This window comes from Streptococcus suis (assembly GCF_046032115.1).
GTDB classification, from domain to species: domain Bacteria; phylum Bacillota; class Bacilli; order Lactobacillales; family Streptococcaceae; genus Streptococcus; species Streptococcus suis_AJ.
Genome location: NZ_JARQOZ010000001.1, coordinates 111,118 through 125,300, shown reverse-complemented (window position 1 = coordinate 125,300; position 14,183 = coordinate 111,118). Strand labels below are relative to the sequence as shown.

Here is a 14,183-nt window from a genome sequence, read left to right as displayed (position 1 = left end):
TGGTGCGGACTTTGAAAACACAATTCCTGCTCATCATCAACAATCGTTTATTGAAGATGCAGGCTATCGGAATGCTTCTCTGCTTGCCAATGTTGATTTTGTTCCTTTTTAGCTCTTTGGAACATCAGTCGATTCAGTATGCTGAAGATGTAGCTAGACAGAGTGAATATGCGCAAGAAGATATGGAGTTTATGAAAACGACCTTTGATGCGTCCTTGCAAGAAAAACATGCAAGAGAAATCCAGTTAGATAGTATGGTGGTACAAAAGGCAGAGTATTTTGCAAAGGGACAGTATGTCAGTTATCTACAAGAAGCAGTCAATAGCTGGAAATTATATTTCTCCCTCCAGAAGGTGAGAGGCTACAATATAACGGAAAGTCAATTTCCTGCACTTCATTATGGAACAAATATGGCCTTTGATGATGTTAAGCGAGCTACTTTAAACATCAATTTTGCTAGGCAAAGAGTGGCCATGTTCGAAGGAATGCTAGCTTCTACCAAGGAGGTTACAATCAATGAACTTGTTGGTATTACTGCCAGAGGGCAATTTTATCGCTGGTTGGGTCACGCAGGCCCTGAGGTTTTGTATCTGCCCCTATTTTTCCTGCTGACACTTTTGTTTTCAAGTCCCATTTTTTTAGATGATAAGCAACATGAGAGCCTCTTGGAAGTAAAACCGATTAGTCACTTGAAGTATTTATTGGATAAAATCATTAGTTACTGGTTGCTGATCAGCGGTTTTGAAATCTTCTTGCTAGCCATCATTCTTTTTGCTATCAGTAGCAGGTTTGGAGCTGGCGATTGGACGCTAGGCATTTTGACCTTCGTGGGGCAAGAAGAAGCGCAGATTTCTTCAATGGAGTTTTATGGAAAAGCAGTTCTATTTTTCCTTTTAATCAATTTTTTTCTGATTACATGTTTGGCTTCTTGCAATAAGATTTTCTCCAACAAGCCCCTGACGATCTGTCTAAGTGGACTTGTCCTATTTTTAGAACCACTTTTGCGTTTTTTGCAGATAAACTTTTTGGGGCAAGATCTTCTCCCTAGTTATTACATTAGTTTTGGTCCAGTCTTACATGGTGTGAAAGATTATTTTTTCTATAGAGGAGATTTTTCGGTTGAAAAAGGATGGATTGTTCTATCTCTTTGGACGCTAGTTCTATTTACAATGATGTATCTTAGTGTTCTTGTAAGGGAAAGGTTTCGACAGGAAAGAGGGAGAATATGGGGATAACAAAGATAGATTGGAATTTCTTGTGTTCAAAAAATTTTATTTTAAAGGCAATGTTATCAATCGGCTTCTTATTTTTGCTATTTGTAGGCTATAGTCTTTTTTTCCCAAGTCCAAGTCCTCGAGACTTAGTTGATCGCCAATTCCAAGTAATGGATAGTTTAGTGACCATTTATAAAAGCGACACGGAGCTGACTGCTGAAAGAAAGGAAGAAATAAGAGAACAAACCAACCGTATTTTTCAAAATTATGCCCAAGAAGATATGGTATATGTTTCAAATGATTCGGTTGAAAAATTAGTCCCAATCTTTGAAGAGCGCCTGACATTACTGGAGGAGTATGAACAACTATTTCCAGAATATTATCAAGAATATTTGCCAGATAAGAAATATGTAGAGCAAGAATTTATGGTGGTGCAATTTCTTGTTAAGCGTCATCAAGATTATACAATTTATAAGCTCTATGGTTCCTTCTTTGAAAAACTCTTGATCTTTTTGGGTTATGGGGGCAGTCTGCTGATTTTTACTTTATTGACTGGCTCCTATTTTCAGAGAAAATATGCTCATTATACTTTGTTGGAAATTCTTCCTGTCACGAGAAAAAGAGAAGTTCTTATAGAACTCCCCTACACAATCGTATTGTTTTATCTATTTCCGACATCCTTAATTTTTTTGTATGCTGGGCTGTACTCCATTTTCATAGCTAAGACCAATCTGTTTACCTATCCCGTCTATCAAATGAGGACCGAAGGACAAGTATTATTGTCCATGGCTGAACTTTCTATCACCTATCTCTTATTTCCATTTCTATCTTGTTTATTGATTTATATTTTACAAGATTATTTAATCGGGTGGATGAAAGATAGTACGGTGACTACCATTCTAATTTATGCTATTTCACTACTGTCCATATGGAATAAACACTTTTGGTCACCCTTGTTCCACATGTTTCCCTTGCCGATTTTACAGTCGGATACAAATATATGGCTAAGCCTTGTAATTCTTTTGATAACGACTCTTGTTTTGCTTATAGGGAGAGAATATTTGTCGGTTAGGTCATTCCTCTTTCCAAACTAGTATAGTCTTTTAGTTTACTTTTAGTACTAGGCAACGAGCCGCAGGCATAACTGGAGTTAGGCAAGGCGAGTTAACGAAGTAATAAAAGAAAAACTAAATGACGATATAGCGTCTAGGCTATTCTAGCGGGAGTACTTTGACTGCACTGTTTCTAACCTCCAGCGATCTCCCAGATAGTTGGAGTTAAAAGCAAACAATAATAACCAGTTGTCCTCTTTGCATGGATAGCTGGTATTTTTTAACCAAGTGAAGAACAAATGTAGAACAAATTCACTCAAAAAACGAGAAAAAGCCTTGATAAATCAAGACTTTCCTCATATCAACCAATCCTCCCTGTAGGGATCGAACCTACGACCCACGGATTAAGAGTCCGCTGCTCTGCCAGCTGAGCTAAGGAAGGGCAAAATAAAAATGCTGTATTGGTACCGGTTATTCATGAATTGTATTGATCCCGCACGCTAGAAGCAGGTGGGTGACGTGTTTTTGACTTAGTTGCTTCTGGGTGTACCAGCCTGCATACTGCCAAAAGATCTTTGTCTCCCTAGTAATACAAAAATAGTCGGTCAACACATAGGTATGAATTCGTATACCACAGCAGTTCTTATTTATGATTTAATATTACCACATTTTTTAAAAAAATCAAGAGAAAATCGGTAAAAAATGAAAACGTTATCAACTTTTTTTCTTATTTTGTTTTAGCTGCTTGATTTTTTCTTGGGTCATGCCCAAGGCACGCTCGTATTTGCCGGTGTCGTTGGCGGTGAAGTAGTCCGCATTCAGTAACTTATCGGGCAGGTATTGCTGGTCCACCCATTTTTCAGGATAGGCATGCGGATACTGGTAGCCAATAGCATTTCCCAGCTCCTTACTACCAGCATAATGACCGTCTCGCAGGTGATTTGGAATAGGCAGATGACCGTTTTTCCGTAAATCAGCCAGAGCTGCATCCATAGCCAGATAGGCAGAATTGGACTTGGGTGAAAGGGCCAAATCGACCACCACATTGGCAATCAAAATCCGTGCTTCTGGAAAGCCGATTTTCTGGGCAGCTTCAAGTGCAGTCACCGTATGAATCTGTGCCTCTGGATTGGCCAAGCCGATGTCTTCGTAGGCGATGACCGTCAAGCGACGAGCCAGGCTAGGCAGGTCTTCCGCCTCAATCAAACGAGCGGCGTAGTGGAGGCTGGCATTGACATCGCTGCCCCGAATGGATTTTTGCAGGGCGGAGAGGATATCGTAGTGGGCATCGCCGTTCTTGTCCATGCTGATGTAGGACTTTTGCAGGCTATTTTCCACAGCGTCCAGATCAATGTGGCGGCTACCGTCGTTGCTTTCCTTGGTCGAAAGCACAGCTAGTTCTAGTGAATTATAGGCGGCACGAAGGTCACCGTTGGTAGCATTAGCTAGGAAGTCCAGAGCCTCAGGCTCAATGGTAATGGGAAAATCAAAACCACGTTCGCTGTCTGTCAGAGCCAGTTCTAAGGCCTGTCGGATGTGGCTGGTTTGCAAAGGCTGCAATTCAAAAATCTGCACCCGACTACGAATGGCAGGCAGAATTGAGAAGAAGGGATTTTCCGTTGTTGCCCCAATCATGATGATATTGCCATTTTCCAAGAGAGGAAGCAGAAAGTCCTGTTTGGTCTTGTTGAGGCGGTGAATCTCATCGAGCATGAGGACCAGGCCACCAGAAAACTTGGCCTCTTCAGCGATTTCCTGCAGGCGTTTTTGGTTGTCGGTCGTGGCATTAAAGGTCCGAAAGGCATACTTGGTTGTGCCAGCAATGGCGGACGCAATCGAGGTTTTGCCAATCCCTGGCGGACCGTAGAGAATCATGGACGACAGCATATTGGCATCAATCATGCGGCGGATAATCTTTCCAGGACCGACCAGGTGTTCCTGACCGATGACGTCATCAATGGATTTTGGCCGCATACGAAGGGCGAGATTGGCTGGCATAGGCTTCCTTTCAGTGCATTTATGGTATAATCATTATACTACAATTTTAGGATTTGGAGAGAAACGAAGATGGCGGAGTTGACGGTGGGGGTTTTGGAAGAATACTTGCGTGACCACTATGGGACGACAGTTCCAGAGCAAAGTCTCTTTATGAAATTAGTGGAAGAAATTGGTGAAGTGGCAGAGCTACTGAATCAACGTGCAGGCCGCAAGATGATGGATGGCGAAGACGATAGCTCTGCTCGTCTAGCAGAAGAATTAGCTGATGTTATTCACTATGCTGTAGCCTTGGCAGCGATGAATCAACTAGATTTAACCAAGTCCATTTTGGAGAAAGACAAGCGGGCTTCCGTCAAATATGGTCGAGAAATAAATTTATTGGAATTTATAGAAAAGAGGAAATAGAATGGCAAAACATGGCTTTTTAGATGTGCTGGAAGCGGCACTGGACAAACATTTTACTTACGATTACGAGCTTAATTGGGACAAGAAAAACCACGCAGTTGAGCTGGCTTTCATATTGGAAGCACGGAACGTGGCTGGGATTGAAACGGTGGACGACGAAGGTAATGCCTCTGCGGAGGATATTTTCCTGGAGGAGTATGTTCTTTTCTACAACCAGGACAAGTCTCGCTTTGACGAGGAAGACTACCTGGTCGCTCTGCCGTTTGACGCCAAGAAGGGCTTTTCAGCAGAGTTTCTGACCTATTTCGCAGGCTTTCTCAAGGACACCGCCGACCAAGGTTTAGATGACCTCATGGACTTTTTGGCGGACCCAGAAGCCCAAGAATTTGCCATTGCTTGGGACGGAGAGGCTTTTGAAAAAGGCAGAGCAGACTTGGTGGAAGGGGAGTTCTACCCATATCCGAGGTATTAGGAAGATATGAAATTAGAAACATTTACATTTAAAGATTTAAGAAAAAAAGAAAGTTATAAAGAAGTAGAAATTAGGTCAATAAATACTGTAGATGATTCAAATTATTACACTGTTTTTATTGGTGAAAACGGTGTTGGTAAAACTAGAATATTTGAGGGAATAATAAAAAACATTCTTGCAGAAGGCTCATTGTTTCGATCTGAGGAATGTATTCAAAATGTTAATTACTCTGGTAAAATTAAGAAAATAATTTTTTCAACCTATACTTTATTTAATCGGGAATTATCAGTTTTTAGTGAAAAATATGATTATTATAGGACGAATTTTAACTCCAAAAGCATTGTAAAACAGGTATCACAGATCTATTTTGAACAAAAATTAAATAACGGTGAAGAACAAAAAATTCTAGAGGTTTTGAAACATGTTGGAAAGATACTTGGTTTAGAATCAGAACCAAGAATAAGTGTTAGAGGGATTACTAGCCTTAAGTATGATATTTTAATAAAAAGAGTAACGAGCTCGGATTTTAAATTAGATAGACCTTCTGTGTTACGGACCAACATTCAAAAACGAAAGAAAATATTACCACTAGAGAATATTGAAATTTTTGAGAAAAAATTGACTAATTTTAACAAATTGTCTGTATATAGTCAGTTTCAAAAATATAAGAATAAGTTTGATCATTTAGACTCTATTGACAGAAAATATTGCTACTTATCACTGTTGACAGTTAAGTCTATGCTAATTTACCATCGACAAAAGTACCAATACTCCATGAAAAATCAAAATATATATAATATCAGCGAATTAATTGATATTTATAAACAGTACTTTGAAGTGGATTTTGAAACTGCTGAGGAATTGTTAAGAATCGACTATGCTATAGCTAAGGAGTTGAAAATAGAATTTGTTGATGATTTGGCATTTTTTAACGGTAACGATAGTAAATTGATAACACAATTTAGTTCAGGAGAGTTTGCCTTCTTTACAAGATTGTTAGAATTAGCGGTCAATATCACCGATAATTCATTGGTTTTAATAGATGAACCAGAAACATTTTTGAATCCTAAGTGGGTTTTTGAATTTGTAAGTTTATTAAAAAATCTTTTTAAAAACAAGAGTTGTCACTTTATAATTGCTTCGCAATCTCCTTTTGTTGTGGGAAGCGTGAAAAAGGAAGATATAGTAAAAGTAAGGAGAGATGGATCTGGTAATATTTACTTTAAAAATGAAGAGAAGCAGACGCTAGGTGCAAGATTTGATACTCTACTCACTGACATCTTTGGGCTTAATTTAGATGATAATAAGGTTGCTGAGGAGTTTATTTATAAAATCAGAGAAGTAGCGAGGACGGATATTATTAAATCAATAGAAATGTTGCCAGATTTGGCTGGGTCGCAAAGAAAAATGGACCTTATATTAGAGCTGTCTTCTGAAGAAAACATACGATGCATCGAACAACGAATTGCAGCTCTTGAGGAAGAATATTTGGATGAACAAGGAAGATAAATTTATAAAAGAACTTCTTTATGTTGGACTTGGAGAAGAGGCTTTAGAAGAAACAACATATCTAAAAAATATAGTTACCAAAAGTGATATTGTCAAAAATTTATTAAATGAATTAAAAAGTATTTCAACTCAAGGTGTAGTATTTCTTTTATTTTTAGTCCATTGTGAACAACTAAATTTGAATTATAAATCTTTCTTGTATGAACAATCTTTTGATAATCGATTGCTAGATTTGTCAGTTTCTTTGAGGAAATTGTATGATAAAAAAAATAAAGATGAGAAAAAAACAAGCAGTTTGAATACCTTTTACGAATCGATATATAATCTTTACGACAGTCAAGAAACCAAATGGTTGAAAGAAATTATTGACTTAAAAAGTATATTAAGTGAGATGAACAGGAATAAATATAATTTTTTATGTCCGATTTGTCAGTCTCAACTTGATGAGAGCTTTGAAAAAGATCACTTTTTACCACGTTCAATTTTCCCTACGCTAACAATTTCGTCAGAGAATTTTACTCCAATTTGTAAGAGATGTAATAGTGCAGAATATAAGTCTAACAATATTCCAAAGTTACCGGTTCTACTTCCCAATATGTGTAATCCTGTTGAAGAATATATTGATTTTATTTTTGTTGAGCACAATGTCTCGACTACTAGTCTATTCTCCAAAGAATTGACAGAAACTGGGATTAATGTTTCTTCATTGAGCTTTTTTTGTGATGTAATCCCTGAGGAAAAATTGAGTCCAGAGGATAAGGATAGAACGAGCAATCTAATTGATTTATTTAAATTAAGAAAGAGATTTAATCAAGAGTCTTTTAAATATTATTTATCCAATGATATTGATTCAGTAATTAGAGAAGTAAAGTTTGAAGTGAAAGAAAAACAAGTGGGAAAAACTAGGAATGCTATTGAGGCGGTTATGACAAACCAATTAAACACATTCATTCGAAGATTAGAACAGGATGGAAATGCAATGTATAGAAAATACCGTATGAAGATGCTCCCTGGTTATTTTAAGCAGTCTAAAGAAACTTATATTTTGAAAATTATGGAGGCAATGGACTGAAAATTTCGTATAGTAGAAAAGGAACAAGAAACATGAACTCATGGCAAGAATTAACGATTCACGTGCATCGTGATGCAGAAGAAGCAGTTTCAAATCTGATGATTGAAACGGGCAGTCAGGGGGTAGCCATTAGCGACTCGGCTGACTATGTGGGACAGGAGGACCGTTTTGGTGAACTCTATCCCGAGGTGGAGCAGTCGGATATGATTGCCATTACAGCCTACTATCCTGACACTGTGGATATTGAGGAAGTTAAGGCAGACTTGGCGACTCAATTGGCGGATTTGACAGGCTTTGGCTTGGAAACGGGTCAGGTCAGCCTAGAAAGTCAGGAGTTGGCAGAGGAAGACTGGGCGGACAACTGGAAGAAATACTATGAGCCAGCCCGCATTACCCACGATTTGACCATTGTACCGTCTTGGACCGACTACGAGGCGACTGCTGGTGAGAAGATTATCCGCCTGGATCCAGGCATGGCTTTCGGTACGGGAACCCACCCGACGACCAAGATGAGCCTCTTTGCCTTGGAGCAGGTCCTGCGTGGTGGCGAAACGGTTATCGATGTTGGTACAGGCTCAGGCGTCCTCTCCATTGCCAGCTCTCTCTTGGGTGCCAAGAAGATTTACGCCTATGACTTGGATGAAGTGGCGGTGCGTGTGGCCCAGGAAAACATTGACCTCAATGCCCATACTAGCAATATTCATGTCGCGGCAGGTGATCTCCTTCGTGGTGTTGACATTGAAGCAGAAGTTATCGTTGCCAACATCTTGGCGGATATTCTCATCCATCTGACGGACGATGCCTACCGTCTGGTCAAGGACGAGGGCTACCTGATTATGAGCGGTATCATCGCGGACAAGTGGGACATGGTGCGAGCATCTGCGGAGGTGGCTGGCTTCTTCCTTGAGACCCACATGATTCAGGGCGAGTGGAATTGCTGTATCTTCAAGAAAACCGCTGACCGCTCAGGTGTGATTGGAGGCTAGGATGCAGCAGTATTTTGTCAATGGCAGAGCACCGCAGGGCATTTTCCAGATTAAGGATAAGGACACTGCCAAGCATATGTTTTCTGTCATGCGGTTGCAGGCAGATGACCAGATTATCCTAGTCTTTGATGACGGTATCAAACGCATGGCACGAGTAGTAGACAGCCAGAGCCAATCTGTTGAAGTCATCGAAGAACTGGCAGACAATGTCGAATTACCCGTTTCCGTGACCATTGCCATGGGCTTCCCCAAGGGAGATAAGCTCGAATTTGTCGCTCAAAAGGCAACAGAATTGGGCATGGCAGCCCTCTGGGCCTTTCCGGCGGATTGGTCTGTGGTCAAATGGGACGGTAAAAAGTTAGCCAAAAAAGCAGAAAAGTTGGAAAAAATTGCCCAAGGCGCAGCCGAGCAAAGCAAACGCAATCGCATTCCAGCTGTTCGCTTGTTTGAGAAAAAATCGGATTTTCTAGATCAGTTGGCAGGATTTGACCAGATTATCTTAGCCTATGAAGAGGCTGCCAAAGAAGGCGAACAAGCTAATCTAGTAAAAATCTTGTCTGGTTTAGAAGCCGAGCAATCGGTCTTGGTCCTCGTCGGTCCAGAAGGGGGCGTGTCGCCTGAGGAAGTAGCCACTTTTGAAGGAGCAGGAGCGGTCAAGACAGGTCTTGGTCCTCGTATCTTACGAGCGGAGACGGCTCCACTCTACGCCCTTTCTGCCATTAGTTACGCGACGGAATTGTTGAGGTAGTCCATGTTTGCCTTAGGTACGATTATCAATACTGTGGCCATTGCCCTAGCAGGTTTGCTAGGGGCTTGGTTTGGACATTTACTGAAAGAACGGCATCAGTCTGGCTTAACCCTGGCTAGCGGTGTTGCCATTCTCTTTTTAGGGATTTCTGAAACGCTGACAGGTCTTTTAAGAGTGGAAAATGGTCAACTGGTCACCCAGAACACCCTGCTCTTTGTACTCAGTTTGGCTTTCGGTACTTTCTTAGGAGAAGTACTTCATATCGAAGGTTGGTTTGAGCGCTTGGGTATCTGGCTGCGTGAAAAGTCTGGCAATGGTCAGGACTCTCAGTTTTTAGATGCATTTCTAACCGCATCCCTGACGGTCTGTATCGGTGCCATGGCCATTATTGGCTCAATCCAAGACGGCTTGACGGGAGATTATACCCTCCTCGCCATTAAGAGCATTCTGGATTTTATCATCATCTTTATCATGACGGCCAGCTTGGGCAAGGGGGCAGGATTTTCCGCAGTACCGGTCTTGATTTTTCAAGGCTCTGTGACTCTTTTGGCGCGCATGATTGAGCCTCTGATGACGGCTCAAGCCCTTGCCAATCTCTCCTTTATCGGCTCCGCTCTCATCTTCTGTGTCGGTTTCAATATCGTTTGGGACAAAAAGATTCGCGTGGCCAACATGCTGCCAGCCATCGTGATTGCAGTTATTTGGTCATATTTTACATGATTTGGTTTACATTTACATACTTGATTAGTTGTTTTTTAAAAAATATGTTGATATACTATAAATTGTGATAAAGATGAATGATCTGTCGTTTTAAGAAAGAAGTTTGTCCCGAAAACACGTTAGCAAATAGTGAATGTATCGATCCGAACGATTCGAACAAACAGGATCATGATGGATTCGTTCATAGCTCAATGGTCGTTGCAATTAGCGAAGATTGAGGAGATATGTGATGGAGATTGCCCATGAAAAGATTGAGTACCCCTATTTTTGCTGCTCTTGGATTTTTCTTGATAGTCTTTGTTGCTCTTAATCAATTTGGTAGAGTTTCAGGGACTAGCTATCAGATTATCTCGGAATTGGTTTTGTATAATCAAGCAACAGAGCAGACCTATGAGTTTGAAAATCATGAAGTGAGAAAGGCTTTTATTCGTCAATTATCGAGTACGTCTAGTCGAGGTTTTCAAGCGTCTGATAGTCGTACTTATCTCGAAGCAACCTATCATGAAACCATTATGAGTGAAAATCTGATTTCTTCGATTTACGGTGGAGAGAATTATGGAGTTTAGTCGTCCTAGAAAAACGGCTTTGGGGAATCTCGTTTTTGCTTCAGAAAGCGTTTCTTACCCTGTTTTTGCAAGGAAGTATGGAAACATTCGCCTAGAAAAAACGATACTTTGTCAGGAGTTTAGAGTAGAACAGCGGTTAGCGAATTAATCAAACTGGGTAGATTTGGGAACCTATACAGTAAAAAGTCCCAAAGAAACCCGCTATGTACCGATTTATTGGGAGTAGCGATATAAATATAAAAACGGCTCGAGTACGTCTTCGAGCTATTTTTATATGCTTTGATTAATTCATCTAGAGAGTATATGAGGGTAAAAAAAGAGCTTGAAAAAAACAAGCTCTTGATTATTGCCCTGTTTTTTACTGTCTTCGTTCAAACCTTAAAAGGTTAACTTGTCCCAATCCCTTCCAGTCTTCCTCAACTCGCCCGATTTGTTGGAAGCTATTCTTTATCAGTACCTTTTGTGAGGCTTGGTTTTCGGGTAGGACGAGGGCGACGATTGCTTTTATTTGGCATTCTTCTATCAAGTAATGGCAGAGCAGGCTAACTGCTTGGCTAGCCAGACCTTGATTCCAGAAGGCGTGGTGAATCCGATAACCAATGGTCACCGACGCAGACCGTTTCTTGTGGTCAAAAACTTCCAAAACGCCAATCAATTTCCTCCCGCATTCTACTCCTAGAAACAGGCGTTTTTTCTTGTCAAAATCTCTTTGGAAATGACCGATACGCTTGCGGAGAGTTTCTTTATTTTGTGTGGAGGTGTTGGGAGTCATCTGAAAGTGAATGGGGTTGGAATAGATTTCCCAGAGGTCTTCCAAATCGTTTTCTCGGATGAGGCGTAGGCATAAGGTTGCGCTAGTAAGGCGTGGAATGTTTTGGAACATAATTTCTCCTTTATAAAACAGAAGAGTTTGGGCTCCCAAACTCTTGCTGATTATTTTAATGTTCTTTTTTCTTAGTCCATGCGCCGACAAAACCAATCAAAGTGAGGCCAAGCAGACTAAGCATAGAGGTAGCTTCTCCTGTTGCAGGGAGTGTCTTGGTGCTCGCTTGTGAATGTGGACTAGCCAATTTATGTTGTGGAGCAGGAGCTGGTGGATTTACCGCTGGAAGAGTAATTCGTTGACCAGATTCGAGTACAATATCTTGACCTGTATTACCTTGCTCTGACTGCTGTTCATCTGGAGTTACTACTTTAGGTTCAGTATAGACAAATTTGAACTCACCGAACCCTTCGCTGGCAGTTGAAGCCTGTAGGTAGACAATATCTTCTTGGTCAGCAACTAGAGCTTTCGCACGATCTGCTGTCAAGAAGCGGAGGTCGAGTCCCTTGATGCTATCTGTAAAGGTCCAGTTTTTGTCTGCTGTAGGGTTGATAACTTTCTCAGCGATAATATAATTGATGATGGCTTGGCGGTTTTCCAGGTTGAGCAAGTAGTTGACAGAAGCTTCGCGGACCCCAGGGAAAGTACCGTTTGCACGGTAGTTGTTGGTCACGACGATGAATTCTTGATCAGCCGTCACATCTTGCCCATTGTATTGCAGATTCCGAACTCTGCTGGCAGTTTCGTTGACTACCTTACCATTACGATCGTATTTATTTGGTTGCGTAATATCGTACTGATAAGTTACTCCGTCAATAACGTCAAAATTGTAAGTGCGGAAATCTGTGTTGACTAGGTTTTGTGGCTCTGTTGAGCTTGGATCAACTTTGTTGAATTGCCCTGCGGACATTTCCAACCATTCTTTGAGTTGGGCACCGTTGACTTTTAAGATAGCTACAACGTTGTCGTAGAGGTAAAGGTCTGCTACGTTCTTGATGGCGATTGGGCCAGCAGGAATGTCTGTATAGGCTGAAGCATCGCCTCGAGTACCAGCCTTAAATGGTGCAGCCGCAGATAGGATTGGTAGATTAGCTTCTGAAGTACCCGCCAACTGTTGTTTTGCATACCAAATCTGTGCATTGTTAACAATCTGTACAGAAGGATCATCTTGAACAAGGGCAAAGAAGCTGTTGATTGGAGCAGTTGTTTCACCGACTTGTTGGCGCACATAGTTGATGGTTTCGTTATGGGCTTCTTTAGCAAGGTCGATGATGCGACCATCTGCTACAGATGATTTTGTATCGATTTTACGAATAGCCGCTTTGCTAGAAGTAGTTGTCCATTTGCCATCTTTAAAGACCAGATTGAGGTCGATGACGCCGAGGTGATCACCGTATTTACCCGCCATGGTGACAGGAGTGCCGTTGATTTTACCATTTGTATCATCCACGCCAGAGTATTTAGCATAGAAGCTTGGTTTTTCGGCAGTTCCTGGGAATTCTGCGTGGGAGTGACCTGTGATGACCGCATCAACTCCTGACAGGCTGGCGATTTGGTAACCGACATTTTCCTCGCCGACTTCATATTGATCATCGCCGATACCTGAGTGTGAAAGGACCAGAACGATGTCTGCGCCATTTTCTCGCATGGTTGGGATAATATTGCGAACAGCTTCAACTGCATCACGGACAATCACTTTTCCTTCTAGATAAGCTTTGTCCCAGTTGAGAATTTGAGGGGGAACAATCCCTGTAACACCGACATTTAGTGTAACCTTTTTACCCTCGGTGTCTGTGAACGTCTTTTTCACAATGGTATAAGGGGTGTAGAGAAAGTCTTTCGTAGTCGGATCGAGGACATTGGCATTGACTAGAGGCATGTTGGCTGTACGAATTACTTTTTCGAGGTAGGCAAGACCGTAGTTAAATTCGTGGTTGCCAAGTGTGCCGACATCAAATCCCAGCGTCTCTAAGGCGGCGTACATAGGATGTTGTTCGCCTTCTTCAATAGGATCAACGATAGACTTGTAATTTCCAAGAGGAGTACCTTGAATGGTGTCTCCATTATCTACCAATACAACATTTGGATTTTCTTTTTTTGCCTCTTCGATAAGAACAGCTGTTTTTGCCAGACCCAGCGTTTCCACTGGTTTATCTTGGTAATAGTCATAGTTGACCAAGTTCGTATGGAGGTCAGTTGTTGCGAGAATGCGAACATCAACAGTTTGTCCTTCAACAGGCTGACTAGTTTCAGTTGCAGCAGGAGTGACCGTGCGTGCCTCTGAAGCAGTTGCGGCAGTTGTCTCGCTCGTAGGATCACTGGTTTCAGCTGTCTCGGAAGAGCTTGGATTTTCAGCTTCGGTAGTGGCTGGAGCAGGAGATTCTGTACTATCAGCTTTTTCTGTGGTGTCAGTTTCAACTGGTACAGCCTGACTTGCTTCTGTTGAAGAAGCTGGAGTTGTATTGAGAATCTCTTCGGCTTGAGCTAATTTTGGATTGCTTGCAGCTAAGAGAGCTAGTGTGAGTGCTACGGCACACTTACTGAAACGAAAATTCATAAGAATCCTCCATTTTCTTTTTTATAATAATCTTCTACAATCATTATACAGCTAAGAAATA

General features: G+C 41.3%; 13 protein-coding genes, 1 tRNA gene and 1 other RNA gene. 10 read left to right on the top strand and 5 right to left on the bottom strand.

Annotated elements, in window-relative coordinates; genetic code table 11:
- Window positions 1-2: 2 nt before the first annotated feature.
- Window positions 3-1,235: a hypothetical protein gene (locus tag P7J36_RS00735; RefSeq protein ID WP_408550829.1), complete on the top strand. Its 1,233-nt coding sequence runs from the start codon at window positions 3-5 to the stop codon at window positions 1,233-1,235.
- Between the two features lie 149 nt (window positions 1,236-1,384).
- Window positions 1,385-2,308, top strand: a complete 924-nt coding sequence (locus tag P7J36_RS00730) for a hypothetical protein (protein WP_408550830.1) — start codon at window positions 1,385-1,387, stop codon at window positions 2,306-2,308.
- Window positions 2,309-2,635: 327 nt separating this feature from the next.
- On the opposite strand, the gene P7J36_RS00725 is transcribed toward P7J36_RS00730, so the two are convergent.
- From P7J36_RS00725 to P7J36_RS00715, 3 genes are all read right to left on the bottom strand, one after another.
- Window positions 2,636-2,708, bottom strand: a tRNA-Lys gene (locus tag P7J36_RS00725).
- A 7-nt stretch (window positions 2,709-2,715) separates the two neighbouring features.
- Window positions 2,716-2,909, bottom strand: a non-coding RNA gene (gene ssrS, locus P7J36_RS00720) — 6S RNA.
- Between the two features lie 71 nt (window positions 2,910-2,980).
- On the bottom strand, window positions 2,981-4,264 hold the full coding sequence (locus P7J36_RS00715) for a replication-associated recombination protein A (RefSeq protein ID WP_408550831.1): 1,284 nt from the start codon (window positions 4,262-4,264) through the stop codon (window positions 2,981-2,983).
- A gap of 69 nt (window positions 4,265-4,333) precedes the next feature.
- On the opposite strand from P7J36_RS00715, the gene P7J36_RS00710 reads away from it, so the two are divergent.
- From P7J36_RS00710 to P7J36_RS00675, 8 genes are all read left to right on the top strand, one after another.
- Window positions 4,334-4,669, top strand: coding sequence for a MazG nucleotide pyrophosphohydrolase domain-containing protein (locus tag P7J36_RS00710; RefSeq protein WP_408550832.1), 336 nt, complete (start codon window positions 4,334-4,336; stop codon window positions 4,667-4,669).
- Window position 4,670: 1 nt separating this feature from the next.
- Window positions 4,671-5,141 (top strand): DUF3013 family protein, encoded by a 471-nt coding sequence (locus P7J36_RS00705; RefSeq protein WP_408550833.1) that lies wholly within the window; start codon window positions 4,671-4,673, stop codon window positions 5,139-5,141.
- Window positions 5,142-5,147: 6 nt separating this feature from the next.
- Window positions 5,148-6,650 (top strand): AAA family ATPase, encoded by a 1,503-nt coding sequence (locus P7J36_RS00700; RefSeq protein WP_408550834.1) that lies wholly within the window; start codon window positions 5,148-5,150, stop codon window positions 6,648-6,650.
- Window positions 6,634-7,722, top strand: a complete 1,089-nt coding sequence (locus P7J36_RS00695; protein ID WP_408550835.1) for an HNH endonuclease — start codon at window positions 6,634-6,636, stop codon at window positions 7,720-7,722. The genes P7J36_RS00700 and P7J36_RS00695 overlap by 17 nt, the downstream gene beginning before the upstream one ends.
- A 32-nt stretch (window positions 7,723-7,754) precedes the next feature.
- Complete coding sequence (prmA, locus tag P7J36_RS00690; RefSeq protein WP_408550836.1) at window positions 7,755-8,708, top strand: 50S ribosomal protein L11 methyltransferase; 954 nt, start codon at window positions 7,755-7,757, stop codon at window positions 8,706-8,708.
- A 1-nt stretch (window position 8,709) separates the two neighbouring features.
- Window positions 8,710-9,456 (top strand): 16S rRNA (uracil(1498)-N(3))-methyltransferase, encoded by a 747-nt coding sequence (locus tag P7J36_RS00685; protein ID WP_408550837.1) that lies wholly within the window; start codon window positions 8,710-8,712, stop codon window positions 9,454-9,456.
- Between the two features lie 3 nt (window positions 9,457-9,459).
- Window positions 9,460-10,176, top strand: a complete 717-nt coding sequence (locus tag P7J36_RS00680) for a DUF554 domain-containing protein (protein WP_408550838.1) — start codon at window positions 9,460-9,462, stop codon at window positions 10,174-10,176.
- Between the two features lie 242 nt (window positions 10,177-10,418).
- The gene (locus tag P7J36_RS00675; protein ID WP_398581579.1) at window positions 10,419-10,742 is read left to right on the top strand and encodes a hypothetical protein; all 324 of its coding nucleotides are present in this window, start codon (window positions 10,419-10,421) and stop codon (window positions 10,740-10,742) included.
- A 358-nt stretch (window positions 10,743-11,100) separates the two neighbouring features.
- On the opposite strand, the gene P7J36_RS00670 is transcribed toward P7J36_RS00675, so the two are convergent.
- Both P7J36_RS00670 and sntA read right to left on the bottom strand, forming a co-directional pair.
- Window positions 11,101-11,625, bottom strand: coding sequence for a GNAT family N-acetyltransferase (locus P7J36_RS00670; protein WP_029187102.1), 525 nt, complete (start codon window positions 11,623-11,625; stop codon window positions 11,101-11,103).
- A gap of 55 nt (window positions 11,626-11,680) precedes the next feature.
- On the bottom strand, window positions 11,681-14,122 hold the full coding sequence (gene sntA / locus P7J36_RS00665) for a heme-binding protein SntA (RefSeq protein WP_408550839.1): 2,442 nt from the start codon (window positions 14,120-14,122) through the stop codon (window positions 11,681-11,683).
- Between the last annotated feature and the right edge of the window lie 61 nt (window positions 14,123-14,183).